The following is a 21007-nucleotide window of genomic DNA, read 5'->3' on the forward strand; positions in this document are numbered from 1 at the left end:
TGTAAGCTATATAAGTTGAACTAATCCATTTACACGAGAACGCAGAGGACAGAAAAAAGCTGGAGAAGCGAAGCGTTCGCCTTTATCACCAGATTTTCACCGTTGAAAAAGAGAATCAAAAAATCTGGGGATAACAGCGATCGGAAGTTTGTTCTGTCATCGGAGTGGCAAGTGTAAATATTCTTTAGTTTGAATTGTATAGATTGAAGCATATGTGCGTTAATCTAAGGAGGACATGGAATGAAACCGATTGTTAGAGAACATATTCAGCAACTTGATGTATCACTTGGCGGAGGTATTGTCAGTGAGAAGATCAGAGTTGATACGATTGATAACCCCATTCTGATTATTGGTCTGGGAGGAACGGGAATTGACGCACTGCTGCGTCTCAAATATCAGATCAACCGTCGTTTCAAGCTGCCACAGGACCCGGTATCCAAGAAAAAAATGGACAAGCCGGACAATGTGGAGTTTCTGGCTTTTGAGACAAACGAACAGGATCGTGCCAAAAAGTATAAAGGAATCGGACTTGATCCGATCAATGAATTCGTATTGCTGTCCAATGCCGAGATTGGCGGACTTCTTCAAAACCGTAGCGTGCTGGAGCCGTACATTACGGACTGGTTGTCTCCGGAACTGAGCATCACGGATGGCATGAACGGTGCCGCAGGAGTGCGTCAGGCTGGACGTCTGCTGCTGTTCACGAAGATTAATCAGGTCGTGCAGGCCATCGACAAAAAAATCAAAACCTTATCCGTAGGCACCAACAAAAAACTGATGGTGTTCCTGCTGACAGGTCTGTCCGGCGGTACAGGCAGTGGTTGCTTCCTCGATATTTCCTATATCGTGCGCGGTATTATCGAACGGGATCACGGCTCTGCCGGGATTGACCGCGTGAATACGCTGGGATATCTGTTCACGCCAGACGTGAACCTGTCCAACAAAAGCTTGAGCGAACACACTCGCGAATACATTCGCAAGAACGGATATGCTGCGCTCAAAGAGCTGGATTACTGGATGAACGTGGATAGCCGCGGTGAGCGGTTTACACAGAAGTACGGCAATATTTTAACAGTCAACTCACCACTACCGCCATTTAACCTGTGTCACCTGATCTCTGCTACGAATACCGAAGGCAAATTGCTGGAGAACGCCTACGATTACTGCATGAACGTTACGGCCGAGAACATTACCAACTTCATGGCAAGTGAGGAGAAGCAGTCGGGTGAGGAGTTTGCGATCCATGACTATATCAGCAACATTCGCACCAACATTGCACAGATGAACAAGGTGTACCCGGCGAACTATGATTACAACATCATTGGTGCATCTTCGGCTGTACTGCCGATTGAAGAGATGACCACGTATCTGGCGTATCGCATGTTCGACAAAATGAACACCATGTTCTCCAAAGCACCGAACCAGGAGGATACCGAGAAGTTTGCCCGCAAGCTGGGCATTGATCTCGAAAGTGTGGTCAAGTCCTTTGAAGCGCGCGTGCCAGAGCCACTACCTGGCTATCAGAACAGCGAGCGTTTATCCTATGGCAACGTGGTGAAATCACAGGTTGTGAATATGGATACCGAGCTGGAGCAGAACTTCCTGGCACGTGCCCGTGAAGAATATATCAAGGCGAAGAAACAACTGCCGGGCGAGATTGCCGGTCAGTTCACCGAACAGATCCGGCGTATGTTTTTGCATCCCGAACAAGGTCCGTTCTATGTCTCTCGTCTAATTTATGCGGAAAAAGGTTTCTGTGTACTGAAGATGATTCAGTCGTACATCGAAACTTTGCGTGAGAATGCATTCCGCATTCCGCGTGATATTGAAGCAGCTCAGGAGCAGTCCGAAGAGAAGCTGGGCGATGCGAAGAGTGCTTTTGTCTCCAAAGAGAAGAAAAAGAATGCTTATATTGAAGCAAAAATTCATGAGTACTGGCTGCACGCCGACGTGGAACGCAACGATCAGATGATCGAGTTCTATGAAGATCTGTATGAGTTGCTGAACCAGGAAAACAGCCGCATTTATAACGTATTTACCGAGACACTGAACGCCCTTAGCTCGATATTCGCGAAGAACGGCGATCTGCTGACACGTGGCGAAGAACAAGCCGATCACAAAGGCAACAAAACATATTATTGGAACGTTGTAAGTGTACCGGATATCGTCAGTGTGGTGGACGGGCTGTTGGATAAGCGTGATACAGATGATCTGATCCGTGACTTCTCTCGTGAATTGCTGGAAAACTCCAGCCAGTGGGTGAAAGAAAACGAGATTGATATCGTCAGCTCCATCTCCGACTTCCTGAGTGAGAAATTCGGTGATCTGATTACTCGTTCCATGGAAGATTTCCTGGTGATCAAATATGGTCAGGATGAGTCAGTCGAGAAATTCGTGGAACGTTTCATTGCTGGCAAGTTGGATGATGAGGCTGTTCCGGTGTTCAATCTGAGCAACAGTACAGGCAGTCTTCATTTTCCTTCATGGGGATTTGTATCGGTACCGGCACAGGCGCCAGGTATTCTGAAAGGGATTCGCAATTATCAGAACAATGCCGTGGGCAAGTCTCATTTTACCGTCAAGGAAAGTGAAGTGCGTAACCGGATTTTCTGGCTAAATACACGTAACGGGGTACCACTCTTTGTGTATACACCGCTCAAAGTATATGAGGAAAGTTATGAACGTACCATTTTGGACAAAGAAGGCATTGGTCGTCACTTGGTGCAAACGGAGAAAAACAACTGGACCTATCTGCCGTCTCCGATTCCAGAGAAATCATGGGGAGATGTGTACGAGAACGCCCGCGTGAAGCAGTATAACGCCCGTGTGCGTAACGAATTCGTACAGGCACTCGGATACAATATCGTGACAGCCAAATCGATTGATGAGAATACAAGCAACCGGTATGCGATTGTGACAACAGAAGCGTTTGATCTGTCTGCCAAACTGGGAGCCTACGACATGCGTCTGACGTCCACCACGCCGAACCTCGGCGAAGTGAAGCGGGCGGTGATCGAGCTGAAACGTCTGCAATCCGAAGGGTTGCCGCGTGTAGGAGTTAAGGATATTTTCGGCAGTATTAATGAAGATATGGCCAAAGAAAACCTGGTACGCTCCCCGCAGCTAATTGCACGTGTACGTGAGGAACTGGCAAAGATGAATGCCATCTCGGCCAAAGTCGCCGAACTCGAAGGCATTCTTGCCCAGTACCAGGATGAAGAGCAGTGGTATGATCGCTTCATCGAAGCGTTATATACCGACACCATCGTCAAAAAAGGTGCGCTCTACGTCTATGACCGTGACCCGGAAGAAGACGCATGGGAGCCATTCGCGAACCTGATGAAGAGCCGTAACTTTGCCGAGTATGAAGTGTTTGGCAACTTCCGCGGCCTGGCGGAGAAGGATCGCAGTACATTGCTGCGCAAAGCCTCCCGCCGCGATAACGATCTCACGGCTTCAGAGGATATCACCCCACTGCTGACAAAGCTGGATGATCTGGCTGCGCTATTCATGGAATCACGCGATCGTCTCGAATACGAGCGTGTAGAACTGGCTAACGGAGAAGACATCTATCAGTTCTACAGAACGATGTCGTCCAAGCTGAACGACATTCGCAGAAGGCTGAAGTAAGATGGCGGCCGGGATGGAGTTCAATTCGAACAATACCCTGAAGCGTGATCTGGAGAAGTATGCAGCGCAGTATGCAATAGAGCAGGAGCGTCAAGGCAGCCTGGGTGATGGACGCAGCAGTATCCATTACCCGGCTTTGTTCCTATTCGTGGGTGATCTGGTTGCACCTGCCGTGTCTGCCGTGCAGGAGATCAATCGGCTGAAATGGGATAACGGAGACGGTGTGGTCTACGTTCAGATTGGTACAGAAGATCAGGAAGCGGGTCCGGGTAAAACGAGAAATGGTGGCTCGTCCGATGACGCTCAGGTGACTCTTCACCGCTTGCCTCTGTCCACTGGGCAGACGGAGCGACCGTCCAAAACACGGCGTAAGGATGTACATCGCAGTTTCCACGAATCGGATCAGGCGCTCTACGATCTGAATCGTACGCTTCGGCGGGTCAGTAACCGAATTGCCGAATATGGACGGTTATACTCGTCATTTGATCGGATTTACGTTACGGTGGTAACCAGAGCAGATGATCCGTTGAATGTATTGTTGCCAGAACTGACCAAGCTGACGGAGACCATTTTGTCCCAAGCCTTCAAGTCCGTGCAGACGGATCTGCATGTGTTGGTCAGCGAGATGGAACAAGTGGATTCCTTCGGATATGCCAGCGCAGCAGGCCTCGCTTTTCTGCGGGAACTGGATTATATGCAGTCGCTTGACTACACGTTCAGCGGTAAACTGCTGGTGACGGAGGATGGGATCTCCATTCCGGTTACACATCCCGCTTCCCCGTTGTTTGATCTTGTATATCTGTTGTCCGACAAAAATGAGCGTGGAACCGGCGTTCCCGGTGGCTGGATCGAAAATGCCGAGATCATCTGCCGCATCTGCCTGTTGAAGAACCGGAAGCAGGATACGGATCACTCGGGTAGCGTTTCAAGCACGGGAGCGAATACGTACAACAATACATCCTTTAAAAACAATATTCGTACCACCTCTGATCAGCATGGTTATGCAAGTGCGGGTTTTGCCGAGATCAGGCGGCCAAACAAGCCGATTGCACTGGCGGTGTTATATCACATGTATCGGTATCTGCTCGCACGCATGCGGCAGGAGCCGGATTGGAGCATCAAGGACAAGCTCGCTTTCTTTGGACTGGACGCAGCCTCGGTGGAACGCAAAGTCGAAGGCCTGCTGCCCAATGAAGATCTGGTTAGTGGCATGAGTGGCATCATGACGCATAACGTCAGTTTCTCTGATCTGAAGCCGCTCTCACTTCGTGAAGCGGAGAGAGCGTTGTTTGGACAAGGAGCTGAAGCGTACTTCCGCGATAACGTGGTCCGTCTTGTCGAAGAGCGTGTGCGCGAGCGCAGCTCTGGCGGCTCTCTGCGCCGTCAGGCCGAACAATCCCGCGCGGAGCATCCAGAGGTTGGTTACTTCCAGTGGGCGGCTTGGAGTGACAGTGAGCCTGGCAGTGTACGTGAAGCGCTGCTCGGATTGATTCGTGATAAATCGATGCAGCTTGAATCGGCACGTGCTCTGCTGGAGCAACGTCAGCAAGAGCGAGTGGAAGATCAGTCGTTCAAACGAGCGTTGTTCCGTGATAAACAGAATGTACGCAATCTGATTGACTGTATGCTGGAGCGAGTGTATGTACCGAAGGTAGAATTACTGCGACTGGAAAATGAATTACATCTGCTGCGTATCTACGATACGGAGATGGAAGAGCTTCACCGTTTCAGTCGCCACGTCACCGCAGCACTTGAAGCGCTGGAACGCACACTGCGAGAGACAGCTGTCCAAAGTATCGCCGCTGCGGATGAATACATCGGGCAGAACGTGATGGAGTACTACGGCAAAGTGACGGAAGAGCTAATCATCGACCTGGAAGCCAAACGCGGACGGGATGTATGGTTTGAGGACCGTTACATGGGAGACATGAACCGGCTTGCCACAGAAGGCGATGACCGTCTTTTGAAACGCCTGATGGAGGTATGTCACTCGTTGCTGCTTACGGCCGAGCCGTTGCGATTGCCATTTGAAGAAGAGCTGTTGCAACGGGCTAACGTTACGATTGCCTACGGAGATAAAGACGTATTAACCCGGGATGATCTGTTCCGCAGGTTGTACCACACGCTGGAGGATCAGGCGGTGGTACGGGTACGGGTATTCGATTATACGCAGGAACATCGGTATGAAGAGAAGTATTTCTTTGGTGATCATCATAGTGCTTTCATGGACTACGCGGCACATGCCGAAGAGACGTCACGTATCTACAAGTTGGGTGTGGTGTACGAAGAACGCAGTAGTGGCGTGGAGAAGCTGAATCTGATGGGCGGTTTCCATCTGGAGGATCTTATGGTGTATCGGAACGGCAAGGTATATTATGACTCGTACACGGAGAATGGCTATGAACTTCACCCCGCAGGTCTGTTGGAAAAGTTGTCACCCATTCGTTAAGACGTCTGGCGGTGTCCTGACACCCAGCACCAATCTTGTATTAACTCAGCCTGTTTAAGGCTGGTATGGAAAGGATGCATGTGGACATGCAGCGAAAAATCAATCTTCTCCTGGTCCTGTTCAGCCTTATTGGCGGGGCAGTGGGCTTTGCGGCAGGAGAAATCATGCTGCGTCAATGGCTTGGGGAGATGCCACGTCTGTTGCTGATGGGATTATACTTTGGCGTACTGGCGCTGAGCGTTGGATTGTTCTGTTTGATCGCAGAGATGATCTCACCCAAGCTGAATGGCGCTTCATGGAAGCTCCGGTATCTGGGACTGTCGTGGAAATTGCTTGTTCCGGCAACACTGGCTCTGTTATTTGTTGTTGGACTCGCCCTGCAATTGTTGTATCAGATCAATCCGGGCGGTGTGAAGCAAGTCAAGGACATCGTACTGATGATCGATAACTCGGGCAGCATGAGCGAGACAGATCCGGATAACGGACGCTTTGAAGCAGCCAAGACACTAATCAGCCAGATGGAGAGTGACAAGCAGGTAGCTGTCATTACGTTTGATGACCAACCGCAGTTGTTACAGCCGTTTATTGCGCTCGATAGTGAAGCGGCCAAGAATGAGGTTTATAGCAAAATCGATGGCATTGTCACAACTTCGGGCGGCACCAATTTTGATGCCGTGTTGCGGGAAGGCATGGAGCAGATTCAGGGCAAACAGGACCCGAAACGCGGTACCGTTGTCATCTTGTTATCCGATGGCTTCAGTGAAGCGGACACGACCGATATTTTGTCCCAATATAACAACGAACAGATTTCCATTAATACAGTCGGCCTCAGTCTGGTGGACCCATCAGGAACGGATTTGCTGCGTAATATTGCCCAGCAAACGGGTGGCATGTACTATGATGTACCGGATTCCGGTGGTCTGAATCTGGCATTCCAGCAGATCTACGATACGATTGATGAACGGACGCTGGTGACGGAGCGTACAGGCATGATGGAGCATAGCGTTTATCTGGCGATTTTCCGTGTAGCAGCTGTGTTACTGATTGGAGTAGCATTGGGTGTGTCACTCGGACTCGTGTTTGATAACCGTCATCTCGCGCTCAGCTTTGGTATTGGTGGTGCGGTGTCGGGTCTACTGGCAGGGCTTCTGCTCGAATGGGGCCTCGACGGTTCGAACGTGGGTGATACATTCGTACGATTGGGTGCGATGCTCATTTTGTCTGGTGTACTGACTCTCTTCTCCTGGATTGTACCGATTAAGGAGAACACGCCGCGGAAGAGCCGAGGGCGTCGTGAAGCTGGCGGGGGAACTTCTTCTGCCGAAGGGTTTGGTCAGAGACCTAGAGATACACGCAGCAAAGGATTCTAACGTCGGGAGGTCAATGGAAATGCGGTTTACGGATGCAGACCCTTCGACACCCTTGATTCGAAAACTGACACTTGCGGTGGATGAAGGGCGTTGTACACTTCGCTGGCTCTGGCCGGAACGGGTAGAAGCTGTGTATGTGGAACGGCTGGAGCTGGATATGATGAGCGATGATCGTACCGGGGAAGAGCCTGCACAGGGCAAGCTGAAGCTGTACACGAGAGAGGAATATAAGGCGAGCAATGGATACACGGATCGGATCACAGGTTTTGGTGCCATTAAGTACACAGTGTATGTGTGTCAGGTGGGGGAAGAGGGACCTGTACTGATCCGTCAACGAGACGAGGACAACATGGTGATTGCAAGCGCAGGGAAGGCGGATATCCGCTTTTCCATTCGCTACAAGAGCGGTTTTTTTCAGAAACGAAAAAGTGTATTGATCACCGTCACAGCGGAAGTACCTGTTCCGAAGGAAGCACTCTGTTATGTTCGCAAACAGGGCGGGGTTCCGCTGAATAAGGAAGATGGTACGGTGTATCCTTTTGTGAGTGATTTTGCTCCCGGAAGAAATGAGATGCCGCCCGTTGAAGTTGCCAAGGATGATTATGTGCGAATATTCTTCACGGACGGACCGAAATATGGAGCCGCCTATCGGCTTATATCAGACTAGATAGTTGGACTAGCGATTGGAAGGTTACTCTGTCATCGTAGTGCAAGTGTAAATCACCTTAGTCTGACTGATCATGGGAGGGGAGTGGCTATGAGCTTTTTTAGTCGGTTTTTGAAGAGACAACAGCCGGAGGAACGTCCGCTGTTTTACGATATTGTATGTCCTTATTGTTTCAGCAAGTTCTCACCGGAAGAGGTGGTGTTCCGCGCCGCCCATCACCGCGATGATGATGAGGACTACGCACTCGGGGAAGATGCGAAGTTGAATCGGTATCGTGAAAGATTTGGACTCGATACGGTATTTGATATGGAAGCCGTATTGGCTCCGCATGATGTACCGGAGGAACATCGGATTTATTCCGATAACATCGTGATGGGTCTGAACGATCGGTATGGTGTCGTTACGCGTCGCCGGTTGTGTCCGAAATGTCATAACGAGCTACCTGTTACGGCGGGTAAAGCACCGAGCAATATCATATCCATCATTGGTGCATCCCAGGTAGGTAAATCCGTCTACATGACTTCATTAATTCATACATTGCAGCATTATACAGCCGATCATTTTGACGCGGCTTGCATGCCATTGAATGCGGAGATCAGCCGCCGGTTCCGTGCGGATTATGAAGAACCGTTGTTCGAACGGGGCGACCTGCTGGATTCCACGCAGAAGGAAAAGTTGCAGGAGCCGTTTATCTTCCAGTTTGTATTCAAGGATGAAGATAAAGCGCCGCTGACACTGGTGTTCTTTGACGTTGCGGGTGAAGGTATGGTGGAGCAGGACTATCTCGGACTTCACGGGCAGCACATCAAGAACTCGGCAGGTATCCTGTTCATGGTGGACCCACTCCAGATTCGTTCGATTCGGGACAAAATCCGCATTAACCTCGGCAATGAGCCGGGAGAGTGGACGCCACGATACGATGAGCCGCGCGATGTAGTGCTGACGATGTTCGGAGATTTTATCGCCTATCAGGACAAAGCCAAGACCAATATTCCAACGGCTGTTGTACTCACCAAAAGTGACATGCTACATTCCCTCAAGGATGACGAGGGGGATTATATCAAATCGAACAGTAATGTCTTCCGCAACATGGTGCACCGCGATTGGTTCGACTTAACCGAGTTCGAGAATATCGACGGGGAGATCCGGCGTTTTATCGAGAAGGTGGATCGTCCGTTCAAGGGCACGATGGATGTGTACTTCAAGGATACAGCCTATTTCGCAGTATCTGCGTTGGGCAGCAATCCGGTGGATATGAAATTGCAGGGTGTGGTTAGCCCGATCCGCGTGGATGAACCCTTCCTGTGGTTGCTGTACAAGCTGAAGTACATTGAGGGGAGAGTGGGATGATGCGTTCTTCCGTAACCCCGCCCATTGAACAACAGCTGTATACCCGAGAGCGGCGCGGGGTGTTTCGCACAACAGAGGGGTTTGATACGGTTGCGGCATCGCCGGGACTGGACCCTTCTTTTATCAAAAAAGTGCTTCACCCCTACTGTGTCTATGACGCTCCAGCGGAGCTAACAGGTCGTAGCGAGAAGGACGAGACGAAGTTTCCGGCTTCCATTCACCTGCTTCATCTGGAGAGTGGAGAGACGATTCTTGGGCAAAATGTGTACCAGTCTGCAGATTTCACCGGGCTGCGCAGTGCCTTTTTTGCACATAATTACGTCTTGTCTCCCGAACGCTCGGAAGGGCAGATGAAACACGGCGGCTGGCTGGATGCCGTGTTCGCCACGTCCTATGACATCGAACAAGGTACAGTTCTGCCAGCACTTGCTGAATTGCCCATATCGTCGGGAAATGGTCCGGATTCATCACCAGCCCAGATGCTGAGCGCCTTGAAGATGAACGAAGTACTGTTCAAGCGTCTGCTCTACGCGGTGATGCAGTCTGTAGCGACACGCAGAAAAGTATACATTGCCCTGGATCTTGCCGCAGAGGAAGTGACCGCAGGGGCCAAAGGCTTGCTACGCTTGCTGTACACGGTGTTACCTTACGCGTTCCGGCGGCAGCTTGGTTTTATGACATTTGCCAAGGAGCCGCAGGCCAAGAAAGGCATCCATGTTCAGTTTGTAGAGCGAGGGACGTTACGTCCGAAAGACCGGAATACGGAGAAGGATTTCACCTTTGATCTGGTATCCGGCAGAGTGACACATGCGGATGCATCTGTAGCGAAGTTACCTTATGCGGAATTCGCCTGGGCCTTATTGCAGGAACCTGGTGCTGCGGATGCGTTCTATACGTTTGCCGACGAGATGTTGTCTGGCATGGAGCCTGGACGGGAACTTTCTATTGAAGCATATGGTGAACTTGCGGTGTTCTATGGTCTTGAACAAGGCTTGGAAGACCTGTATCTGGATAACAAAAGCCATGTTCTGAGTGGATTGTTGACCTATCTGAAGCCGGATGGTGGATTACAGCAACGTTCCCGTCTGAACGAGCTGTTCTTGACCTTGCTCAGCAGGGAACTGGACAGTGTGAAGCGTGAGAACGTACCCGAAGAAGACGTCGCAGCTCGCATTGGAGAATATTTCAGTGTTGCCGCGCCCGTGGTGCAATCCCGGATTGTGGACTATTTCATCTACGGTGTGAATAATGCCCGCGCCCAGAAGCGTATGCGTGCTGTGCAGGAATTGTATGCTGTGCTGGATCGGGATCCGCAGCTGAATCGAGCTTTCTTTGATAAAGTGCTGGCCAATGAATCGCTTACCAAGCTGTTGTTCGAGCCTTATCTGGACAATCAGCTGAAACGCACCGAATCGGCAGCGAACGTCGTGGAAGTGATCCGAAGATGGGTTACGTCCCATCCATCTGCGATCCACTACAGCTTCTTGCAGGAGCGGACAGCCAATGAGCTGCGTGAACGGTTATGTTCTGCGCCTAATCCGGTAGAGTCTGCGAATGAAGCCCTCCAGCGTGTTAGCATACTGGATCGGGTATCCGCTGATGTCACCTATGATACAGGCATTACGGCACGAATTGGTCAATCTGAAGCTACAGCCCGCCCTAATCGCAAAGGGGGATCTCCTTCTGCCAGTCAAGATCCGGCATATCAGGAGGAGTTAACCCGCCTTGCAGACAAGCTTGCTTATGTCATTAACCTGTTTATGATTCAGGATCTCGATCTGGATCGGGTTAACCGTGAACAGCTATTAAGCATTGATATTTTGCAGCATGGCAATGAGGTTCGGGATTGGGCGGCACGTCAGGGCTCTGATGTATCCGCTCGAACGAACATGATGCTGGCTGCGAGAGTGTGGCTTAGTGGCGAGGGGAATGAAGAAGAGGCATTGGAGGCACTTTCCCTGGCAGAACGCAATGAACTTCAACGCTGGACGCGTCGCTGGCTTGCCGGAGAGCTGCAGACTCATCCGGGGATCGCGGCATATGAAGCTTTGCCGATGGCTTTTTATCGGGGGGGAAGCGGCAGCAATCGGTTGGATTATCCTGGTCTGATTGAATTCATCCGCATCAATGCAAGTCGTGCTGAAGGGCTGTATCCATTCTTCGAATGGTCAGGAGATCATCGGATGTTTGTCCGGGGTTCCAATGCGCATAAAGGATATGCGGATGCGATCGTGGCGTATTTCAAAGCCCATGACCGTGAAGCTTTCAAGTCGAAGTCAGCTTTCAAACCGTATTATGCGAGAGCAAGCAAGACAATGAAGCCGGTCTATGACCGTGCGAAGACGGAATTGTCCTCTCCACTGGTGCGAATGCTAACGGGTAAAAGGAAAAATCTGTTCGGATTAATCCTCTTGATCCTGGTTCTGGGTATTGCTGGCGGTACATATGCATGGATGAAAGATTCTGTAGAGCCGCCAGCGGCATCCCCTCCATCTACCCAGGAGCCTGTCATACCGGCTGAACCTGAGGTGCAGCTCGCGGAGCAGATTGCTTATATGATTCCTGCGAGTGAACAGGAGGGTACGGAATCACCTGCTCAACTGGTGATCCGTTTCAGGAATAATACGGGAAGCACTGAGTTTGAGCAAGGCAAACTTCAATTGACGATGAAGGATGATAGTACTCAAGAGTTGGATGCTACAGGTATGTGGGAGAGCTTTAATCGGAATGAAGAGCCTGATACCCAAGATACCTCCGATGGTGGCTCAGGAAGTACTTCCGAAGGAAGCACGGATGGCTCATCAGGGGGAAATGCGGGGAACACAGAGCAGACGGAGGATGGCGATCAACAGGCCGATCCTTCAACATCGGGTGATTCCACTTCAGATCCTGCTACCGATACAACAACGGATACAGGGACGAATGCATCGTCTAATGCTGCGAGTGGAGACACGGATCAAGGGACCGATTCAGATCAGGCTACAGGATCGACATCGCCTGACACATCTGTATCCAATGAACAGGATGCGGATGCGACTACATCTTCACAGATGTCTATTGGAGCGGTGGATCGCCTCTATCCGTATGGATTGCAGATCGATCTTCCAGCGAATATGGATGCCGAGAGCATTGTCAGTGTGAAGAGTACGCAGGGCAGTATGACGGTGATCCAATTGATACCGCAGCCTAATTAAGCTGTAAATCATATTATTTGAGCATGTTGCATAGATTCATTAAGTGTTTTTTGATCCAATGATGAAAAATGCTGGCTTCATACCTTATTAAACGAGCGTATGTGAGATGACCTTGAACTTGAATTTCAAGGTCATCTTTTTTTGTTCCACATCCCGGGATATAGCAAACGAATGAAAAAAACTCACACATTCACAATTCAGACACAAAATTTGCGATTCAAGAGTTTGAAAGACAGTCAGAAGTGATAAAGTACGCGGAATGAATGAGAAAAGATCTCATGTGTACTTGAGAAAAGAGGGGGATTTCTGCTACAGAAAGACCAAATAACGCACGAAAAGAGAAGGGAATTTGGTTTTTTATGTTGACAAATGATAATGATTATCAGTATCTTTAGTGTAGAAGATATTTGCGTCGGAAATACACAGAATTAAAATTTCGTTTTTGTTGTCATAGCCGGATTACATAACCGGGATAAATGAGAGAGGGATGATCGCATGTTTCGTCTGGAGACGACCAAGCTGGATATCGCTTATGAGGAAAGACTAATTGTAGAGGATCTGAATATTCAGATTCCCCAAGGAAAAATTACAGCACTTGTTGGAGCCAATGGTTCAGGGAAGTCAACCATCCTGAAAACGATGGCACGTATTATGGCTCCAAAAGCAGGTAATGTATTGCTCGACGGGAAGTCCATCCATAAACAGTCCACGCGTGAAGTTGCCAAGCAACTTGCGATTTTGCCACAGAATCCAACAGCCCCTGAAGGTCTTACCGTTACTGAACTGGTATCGTATGGTCGCTTTCCTTATCAAAAAGGATTTGGCTCCATGCGTGCGGAAGACAAACGTATGATTGAATGGGCTATCGAAGTGACAGCCATGACTGAATTCCATGATCGTCCGATTGATCAACTGTCCGGTGGACAGCGTCAACGTGCCTGGATTGCCATGGCACTTGCACAAGAAACAGATATCCTTTTCCTGGACGAGCCGACTACGTTCCTGGATATGGCTCACCAGCTCGAAGTATTGCAATTACTGGAGCAACTGAATGCCACAGCCAACCGTACCATTGTTATGGTTGTGCATGACTTGAATCATGCTTCCCGCTATGCACATCACATGATTGGTATCAAAAAAGGTAACGCCATCGCTCATGGTTCACCTGTGGAAGTTATGAACTCGGATGTGCTTCGTGAAGTATTCAACATTGAAGCAGATATCGTGATTGATCCGCGTTCCGGTGTACCGCTCTGCTTGCCTTACGCTCTTGCAGGCGAACGCCAGCAATCGAAGACGCCAGAGCAGCTGGTCATGAACAGTGCGATGGTTCATGCTGGGGGACGGACAGAACCACGTGTTCAAGCGACAGGAAGTTAATAAATTGGGCTTATGTGGTCCTTACATTATAGAATGAAGCCGCTGTGCGCTATTGCACGCGGCTCTTTTGCATTCATGGGGGATTTGCAATGCATGGGAGCAAAGGGGACGGGTAGACCCTGGATTTGGTAATCGCATCGGATCGGTCTATAATAATAGGACAGGCTGTGGGTTCATTGGTTATGCCAACGTGCTCGCAACAGCCCAAACCAACATATGTCATGGGAGGAATCAGTCATGTCCGTATATTCATATCAGGCGGTAACCGCCGCAAACCAAGAAGTCTCACTGGATCTGTATCAAGGTAAAGTATTGGTCATTGCCAATACAGCCAGCAAGTGTGGGCTGACCCCGCAATACGGTGAATTGCAAAAGCTCTATGATCGTTATCGCGATCAAGGCTTGGTTGTACTGGGTTTCCCTTGTAACCAGTTTGGAGGGCAGGAGCCAGGTACAAGTGAGGAAGCAGAATCATTTTGCCAGATTAACTATGGTGTGAATTTCCCGGTGTTTGCTAAGGTAGATGTGAATGGTGAGGACACTCATCCCCTGTTCCAATACCTGAAGGAGCAACAACCTGGCGTAGGTGAAACAAGCGACATCCAATGGAACTTTACCAAGTTCCTTGTTAACCGTGAAGGTGAAGTGGTAGGTCGTGTTGAACCGAAAGAATCTCCGGAGACAATGATTGCAGATATCGAGAAATTGCTCGGTTAATACAAGAACGTTTGAGAAGCCTGTCCTTGCATAAACAAGGATGGGCTTCTTTGATTATTTTATATACGCAGATTTATTCTCTTCACAGGTAGGAGTTGGATCCATGAAATCAACCCTGTAATGAAAATTGAAGCCATTTATTCTTTGTATAAGTCAAACATGAAGGCAGGAGACGCCTCTAAATTTTATACGTCCACACGGTGTTCATACAGGGATCACGGAAGCCATTACATAGCATAAACGCGCCCAAATCCGGGGACAATGAAATCAATACAATGAAGGGAAGAAAGGCTTAAATACAGGGAAATGACCTCCTCTGACAAATTTTTTTTGCTCAACCTATTGCAATGTGAAAAATATCACATTATAATGAGTGTATAAAGTGAAATAAATCACATACACAGTTTCGAACAAGAAGTGAAATGTTTCACAACCATAACAACCTTATATTCAAACTCATTTATATATTTCGAGGAGGAACTTTTAATGAAAATCGCAGTTATCGGATGTACACACGCAGGGACCGCAGCCATCGTAAATACCGCCAAATTGTACCCGGATGCTACCATCACCGTGTATGAGCGCAATGACAATATCTCCTTCCTATCTTGTGGCATTGCGCTCTACGTAGGTGGGGTTGTGAAAGACCCTGACGGTTTGTTCTATTCTTCGCCTAATCAACTGGCAGAGCTTGGTGTTGAGACCAAGATGCTTCATGAAGTAACAGCAGTAGATGCCAAGGGCCATACCCTTCAGGCTAAAAACCTGCAAACCGGGGAAGAATTTGAAGATACGTTTGACAAACTGATCGTGACAACGGGTTCATGGCCTGTCGTTCCGAAGCTTGAAGGCATCGAGATGGATAACATTTTACTTTGCAAAAACTACAATCACTCCAACACGATTATTGAAAAAGCCAAAGATGCCAAACGTGTTACTGTTGTAGGTGCAGGATATATTGGCGTAGAACTGGTGGAAGCTTTCCAGATGAACGGCAAGGAAGTTACCCTGATCGACAGTGTGGACCGGATTTTGAACAAATACCTGGACCCTGAATTCACGGATGCGATCGAAGACACGTTGACTGGACGCGGCATCAAACTGGCTCTTGGTCAAACGGTACAGAAGTTTACTGGTGAAGATGGCAAAGTAACTAAGGTGATCACGTCCAAAGGAGAGTTTGAAACCGATCTGGTTATTCTGTGCATTGGTTTCCGTCCAAATACAGAGCTGCTCAAAGGCCAAGTGGATATGCTGCCAAACGGCGCTATCATCGTGGATAAATATATGCAAACGAGTCAAAAAGACGTCTTCGCTGCGGGTGACAGCTGTGCTATTCATTACAACCCAACAGGCAAAGCAGCGTACATTCCACTGGCGACTAACGCCGTGCGGATGGGTACACTGGTAGCTCGCAACCTGGTACGTCCTACGACACCATACATGGGTACACAAGGAACATCGGGTATCAAAATTTATGAGCAAAATATCGCGGGTACAGGGATGACGGAAATGTCTGCTGCTGACGAAGGTCTGATTGTGGAATCTGTGGTACTGGAAGATAGCTACCGTCCGGAGTTCATGCCAACGGCGGAGAAACTGTTGCTTAAAGTGGTATATGAGCAGGCTACTCGTCGGATCGTTGGAGCACAGGTGATGTCACAGGTTGATCTTACTCAATCGATTAATACGATCTCGGTCTGCATCCAAAATAACATGACCGTAGATGAGCTGGCCTTCATCGACTTCTTCTTCCAGCCACATTACAACAAACCATGGAACTTCCTGAACACGGCTGGTCTGCAAGCATTGCCACCGGTAGAAATAAAAGCACCAGCAATGGTATAAACAATGTGATTCGTTGTGAGAGATATGAAAAAAAATAGAATGAGTAAAGGCTGGCGATCACTCGCCAGCCTTTTACTTAATTGATATTTCTAATACATTTAGGATGAGGCTCAATGATTATTATTCATTGTCTGAACTTATAGAGATTTTATAGCTCGTTGGTATTTTCAGCAGATATTCCCCAAGCTTCTGCACTCAAATTGTTTCCACCAGCTCGATATGAGATCTCATAATCTCCGCCTCTAACTCCCTGAGGGTAATCGATATAGCTTTTCCAATCTAATGTGCCTCCGGCAGGAATGGAATCTTCAATATATACTTTGTCAGAAGAGTGTTTCATAGTAACGGTCATTGTTGATTTTCCAGTGTTTTTAATGAAAATTTTAATATGGCCATAGCCTGCCCGAACATAAAACTCGGAAATATCAGACGGACGAGTAGCCAAAGGAGTATGAAAAAGTGTGGATGTTGCCATTGGCGTGATGATTTGGTCAGGTTCCTCTACAGTAATCGGAGTTACGGGTTGATTAACGTTTAAAATTCTGTCCGGTTTTTGATCGGATGAAGCAGAGGCGGCATAAACGGATACGGCTAGTAATAAGGACAAAATGGATAATAAAAACACTTTTTTCATATATAGTAGATCTCCTTATCTATATTGGACATACATAGTCATTGTACTATAAATGTATAAAAAATAAATATTTTTCCATTACAATCTCTTATTTTATATCAAAAATTCAACCATGAAGAGTTCACCTCCATACTTTGTGATAAAAGTAACAAACCTGCCGATATCTTCACGTTACAATGAACTTATCAACAAAACCCATGAAATGAATTTGTTCATGATTAGTGAAGGAGAGGAAGACATATGGCAGTCAAAACACCACTTGAGGTTGCACAATATACGGCACAAGCGGGGGCCAAAAAAGCGCATAATCCGGTATCTTCGGTGCTGATCCTTGGCTTTCTGGCAGGTGCATTTATCGCGCTCGGTTTTCTGCTGGATATCCGAGTAATTGCTTCTGCACCGGCAGAATGGGGTAGCTTTGCCACCTTTATCGGTGCAGCGGTGTTCCCAGTTGGATTGATGTTGGTGCTTATCGGTGGCGGGGAGTTGCTGACAGGCAATATGATGGCTGTGCCGCTCGCAGCGATGACACGCAAAATTACACTTAGCAGCATGTTCAAAAACCTTCTGCTTGTTACGCTTGGCAATCTGCTGGGTGCGCTGTTCGTGGCTTTTTTCTTTGGCCATGTACTGGGGCTTACCTCCGAGGGACTGTATCTGACTAAGCTGGTTGATATGGCGGGGCATAAGTTGCATGACGGTTTCCTGCAAGCTTTCATCTCTGGCATCGGCTGTAACTGGCTGGTCGCGCTGGCCGTGTGGCTATCTTATGCTTCGGATACGATGAGTGGCAAGGTACTAGGCATTTGGTTTCCAACGATGGCATTTGTGGCGATTGGATTCCAGCACGTTGTGGCCAATATGTTCCTCATCCCGGCGGCAATCTTCGAAGGACATTATTCGTGGGGCCAATATGTGATGAATTTCATTCCGGTATGGCTCGGGAATCTGACTGGAGGTGCTCTGTTTGTAGCTGCAGCCTATTGGGTGGTGTACCTGCGCCAAGCTGAGCCAAAAGTGAAGCCAGAGATGGCGACGTCGATCGAACCTATGGAGACGGAGGGTAGAGTGATATTGAGTAAGCAGGCATAGATGGCACAAAGCGGGGCATATATACACTTATAGCAGAAGTGAAGACGATTCTGATCTTGCTCGGTTCATGGCGAATATGCTGTGGTGGAGCAGGGCGGGATCGTTTTTTTGTATGGGGTACTTGTTGGAGTTCAACGCAAAATAAATTCGCCATGACAAGGTTCGGGGGAACGAAACCTGTTCATGGCGAATTTCGGGAGTGGTCCATGATATGGCATGAGGAGGAAGTGGGGAAACACTAGCCTAATGCCTTATTTTTAATTTACCCCTGAATTCTGAAGTTGAATCAAATGGCAAAACATTTTTTTGAAAATATTTTAAAGCCGCTATAGCGGCGAATATGAAGCAAAAACATACTGTTCTCTTTACGCGATAACCTCGAAGAAGATATGATATAGGGATAGCTTTTATAGAGGGGAGCCTTACGATGATCGATCAGGAGAATGGTATATTTGCGGCGGTGTGCCCGCTCGACTGTCCGGACACTTGTGGTCTGTTATTACATAAAGAGAACGGCAAAATAGTGAAGGTGGCAGGCAATCCGGATCATCCGATAACCAAGGGTGCCATCTGTAATAAAGTTAGAAATATGACTGAGCGGGTGTATCACCCCGAGCGTCTACAATATCCGATGAAACGTGTGGGAGCCAAAGGCGAAGGAAAGTTCGAACGAATTAGTTGGGATGAAGCGATTCGCGAGATTACGACCAAATTCACTGCATTGTCCGAAACCTACGGCCCGGAGAGCATCCTGCCCTACAGCTTTTACGGTAACATGGGCATTCTCGGCGTAGACGGCATGGATCGGCGTTTCTTCAATGCGCTTGGTGCGAGTGTACTGGAGCAGACGATCTGTAACTCCGCCGGAAATACCGGCTGGAAATATACGATGGGTGCCAATCGGGGAACGGTGCCGGAAGATACGGAGCATGCGGATCTCATCCTGGTGTGGGGTGGCAATATCGTCAGTACAAATATGCACCAGGTCGTTTTGGCGGAGAAAGCACGCAAGAAAGGCGCCAAGATCGTCGTAATCGATGTTCATCGCAATCGCACGGCCCAATGGGGCGACTGGTTTATTCCGCTGTATCCGGGCACGGACAGTGCACTGGCGCTAGGATTGATGTATGTGTTGTTCGAACGGGGACTAACGGATGAAGCGTTTATGCAAAAGTATACGATAGGTCATGAGGCACTACGTGATCATGTCCGCAGTTACACCCCTGAACGTGTTGCACGCATTACAGGCGTGCCGGAGGAAACCATTGTGGAGCTGGCCGAACTATACGGCAACGCACAGGCAGCCCATATTCACATCGGCAATGGCCTCCAGCACCATGATAATGGGGGCATGAATGTGCGCAGCGTTGCATGTCTGCCTGCTATTACAGGGCAGTGGCTGAAGCAAGGCGGCGGTGCCGTTCGCACTAACAGCTACGCGAGCACGAATAGCGACGCGCTCGAACGTCCGGAGCTGCGGCAGAATCCCGAGCCGCGAGTGGTGAACATGAACCGGATTGGCGAAGCGTTGCTGGAAGCAGAGCGGCCAATCCGGGCGATGATGGTCTACTGCAGCAATCCACTGGTGGTGGCACCGGATACTGAGCGGGTGGAGCGAGGTTTTGCACGGGAGGATCTGTTCACGGTTGTGCATGATCTGTTCATGACGGATACGGCGAAATATGCAGATATCGTATTGCCAGCCACATCTTCATTTGAAGCGACGGACCTGTACACCTCTTATTGGCATCAGTACGTTCATCTGCAAGAGCCGGTAATCGCACCGATTGGGGAGAGCAAGAGCAATGTGGAACTGTTCTCACTGCTTGGGCAGGCTATGGGGTACGATTCTGCAATCTTCGGAGAAACACCGGAACAGATGATTGAGGACGCACTTCAGGGCACAGGCAACCCCTACATGAATGGGGTCACGTTGGAAGGACTGAAGGAACATCGATTCGTGAAGCTGGATATGACGCCACATGCTACATATCTGGATCAGCTGCCCACGCCTTCAGGCAAAATTGAATTATATTCGGAGACGATGGAACAGAGAGGGCTTCCGCCGCTCCCTACCTATAGTGCTTTGGTTGAAGGATATGATGGGGAGCATCCGGCTGGACCTGCCGATACGTATCCATTGATGTTCCTGTCGCCGCCAAACCATAATTTCCTGAACTCCACCTTTGGTAATTCAGCCAAACATCAGCGTTTGGAAAAGATGCCTCTATTGCAGATACACCCCGAGGACGCCATCCGTAGAAACCTGGAAGATGGAGATGCAGTGGTCGTATGGAATGATCGTGGGCGCATTGAACTTACCGCCAAGGTGAGTGAAGCCATGCTGCCGGGAACAGTGATTAGCCAAGGCTTATGGTGGGATGGTGACGGGAAGAAGCAGCGGGCGAATTCACTGACGTCCAATCGGTTGTCGGACATGGGGAACGGGGCTACCTTCTTCTCGGCCACTGTTGAAGTGAAGCGTCAATGAGTGTGCTTGCGGCGTGATTTTTTTGAGGTAAGATGAACAAAGGCTAGAATTTGAGCAGGATTAAAGAGCAATTGATGTAACACTTCATAAAACCTTCGCTCTGGCTGGTTATGGTTATGCCGTCAGGGCAAAGGTCTATTTTTCATGGCCATTTGTTTGTGCAGAGGTACTAAGGAGAATGAATT

General features: G+C 48.9%; 12 protein-coding genes. 11 read left to right on the forward strand and 1 reads right to left on the reverse strand.

Annotation, left to right across the window (positions count from 1 at the left end; genetic code table 11):
* Positions 1-240: 240 nt before the first annotated feature.
* From D829_RS0125985 to D829_RS0126025, 9 genes are all read left to right on the forward strand, one after another.
* Positions 241-3630 (forward strand): tubulin-like doman-containing protein, encoded by a 3390-nt coding sequence (locus D829_RS0125985; RefSeq protein WP_017691843.1) that lies wholly within the window; start codon positions 241-243, stop codon positions 3628-3630.
* A 1-nt stretch (position 3631) separates the two neighbouring features.
* Positions 3632-6079 carry a hypothetical protein gene (locus tag D829_RS0125990; protein WP_017691844.1) on the forward strand — a complete coding sequence of 816 codons (2448 nt, stop codon included), beginning with the start codon at positions 3632-3634 and terminating at the stop codon, positions 6077-6079.
* Between the two features lie 86 nt (positions 6080-6165).
* Positions 6166-7449: a vWA domain-containing protein gene (locus tag D829_RS0125995; RefSeq protein WP_017691845.1), complete on the forward strand. Its 1284-nt coding sequence runs from the start codon at positions 6166-6168 to the stop codon at positions 7447-7449.
* 19 nt (positions 7450-7468) lie between these two features.
* Positions 7469-8116: a hypothetical protein gene (locus D829_RS0126000; protein WP_017691846.1), complete on the forward strand. Its 648-nt coding sequence runs from the start codon at positions 7469-7471 to the stop codon at positions 8114-8116.
* 90 nt (positions 8117-8206) lie between these two features.
* Positions 8207-9466 carry a hypothetical protein gene (locus tag D829_RS0126005; protein ID WP_017691847.1) on the forward strand — a complete coding sequence of 420 codons (1260 nt, stop codon included), beginning with the start codon at positions 8207-8209 and terminating at the stop codon, positions 9464-9466.
* On the forward strand, positions 9463-12660 hold the full coding sequence (locus D829_RS31965) for a hypothetical protein (RefSeq protein WP_017691848.1): 3198 nt from the start codon (positions 9463-9465) through the stop codon (positions 12658-12660). Before D829_RS0126005 ends, D829_RS31965 begins: the two co-directional genes overlap by 4 nt.
* Before the next feature lie 495 nt (positions 12661-13155).
* Positions 13156-14040, forward strand: coding sequence for an ABC transporter ATP-binding protein (locus D829_RS0126015; protein WP_017691849.1), 885 nt, complete (start codon positions 13156-13158; stop codon positions 14038-14040).
* A gap of 237 nt (positions 14041-14277) precedes the next feature.
* The gene (locus tag D829_RS0126020; protein ID WP_017691850.1) at positions 14278-14757 is read left to right on the forward strand and encodes a glutathione peroxidase; all 480 of its coding nucleotides are present in this window, start codon (positions 14278-14280) and stop codon (positions 14755-14757) included.
* A gap of 486 nt (positions 14758-15243) precedes the next feature.
* Complete coding sequence (locus tag D829_RS0126025; RefSeq protein ID WP_017691851.1) at positions 15244-16605, forward strand: FAD-dependent oxidoreductase; 1362 nt, start codon at positions 15244-15246, stop codon at positions 16603-16605.
* Positions 16606-16753: 148 nt separating this feature from the next.
* Here the strand turns inward: D829_RS0126025 and D829_RS32680 are convergent, their stop codons facing one another.
* Positions 16754-17239 (reverse strand): hypothetical protein, encoded by a 486-nt coding sequence (locus D829_RS32680; protein ID WP_017691852.1) that lies wholly within the window; start codon positions 17237-17239, stop codon positions 16754-16756.
* A gap of 240 nt (positions 17240-17479) precedes the next feature.
* Here D829_RS32680 and D829_RS0126035 point away from each other — a divergent pair, with 240 nt between their 5' ends.
* Together D829_RS0126035 and D829_RS0126040 are read left to right on the forward strand one after the other, a co-directional pair.
* On the forward strand, positions 17480-18331 hold the full coding sequence (locus tag D829_RS0126035) for a formate/nitrite transporter family protein (RefSeq protein ID WP_017691853.1): 852 nt from the start codon (positions 17480-17482) through the stop codon (positions 18329-18331).
* A gap of 427 nt (positions 18332-18758) precedes the next feature.
* Positions 18759-20822 carry a molybdopterin oxidoreductase family protein gene (locus D829_RS0126040; protein ID WP_017691854.1) on the forward strand — a complete coding sequence of 688 codons (2064 nt, stop codon included), beginning with the start codon at positions 18759-18761 and terminating at the stop codon, positions 20820-20822.
* The last annotated feature ends 185 nt before the right edge of the window (positions 20823-21007 follow it).

The organism is Paenibacillus sp. PAMC 26794 (genome assembly GCF_000316035.1).
In the GTDB taxonomy this organism is placed as follows: domain Bacteria; phylum Bacillota; class Bacilli; order Paenibacillales; family Paenibacillaceae; genus Paenibacillus.

Excerpts from the sequence above, each read along its gene's own strand:
- D829_RS0126035 (WP_017691853.1), top strand. The coding sequence starts at position 17,480 with ATGGCAGTCAAAACACCACTTGAGGTTGCACAATATACGGCACAAGCG.
- D829_RS0125995 (WP_017691845.1), top strand. The coding sequence starts at position 6,166 with ATGCAGCGAAAAATCAATCTTCTCCTGGTCCTGTTCAGCCTTATTGGC.
- D829_RS0125990 (WP_017691844.1), top strand. The coding sequence starts at position 3,632 with ATGGCGGCCGGGATGGAGTTCAATTCGAACAATACCCTGAAGCGTGAT.
- D829_RS0126000 (WP_017691846.1), top strand. The coding sequence starts at position 7,469 with ATGCGGTTTACGGATGCAGACCCTTCGACACCCTTGATTCGAAAACTG.
- D829_RS31965 (WP_017691848.1), top strand. The coding sequence starts at position 9,463 with ATGATGCGTTCTTCCGTAACCCCGCCCATTGAACAACAGCTGTATACC.
- D829_RS0125985 (WP_017691843.1), top strand. The coding sequence starts at position 241 with ATGAAACCGATTGTTAGAGAACATATTCAGCAACTTGATGTATCACTT.
- D829_RS0126040 (WP_017691854.1), top strand. The coding sequence starts at position 18,759 with ATGATCGATCAGGAGAATGGTATATTTGCGGCGGTGTGCCCGCTCGAC.
- D829_RS0126020 (WP_017691850.1), top strand. The coding sequence starts at position 14,278 with ATGTCCGTATATTCATATCAGGCGGTAACCGCCGCAAACCAAGAAGTC.
- D829_RS0126005 (WP_017691847.1), top strand. The coding sequence starts at position 8,207 with ATGAGCTTTTTTAGTCGGTTTTTGAAGAGACAACAGCCGGAGGAACGT.
- D829_RS0126025 (WP_017691851.1), top strand. The coding sequence starts at position 15,244 with ATGAAAATCGCAGTTATCGGATGTACACACGCAGGGACCGCAGCCATC.
- D829_RS32680 (WP_017691852.1), bottom strand. The coding sequence starts at position 17,239 with ATGAAAAAAGTGTTTTTATTATCCATTTTGTCCTTATTACTAGCCGTA.
- D829_RS0126015 (WP_017691849.1), top strand. The coding sequence starts at position 13,156 with ATGTTTCGTCTGGAGACGACCAAGCTGGATATCGCTTATGAGGAAAGA.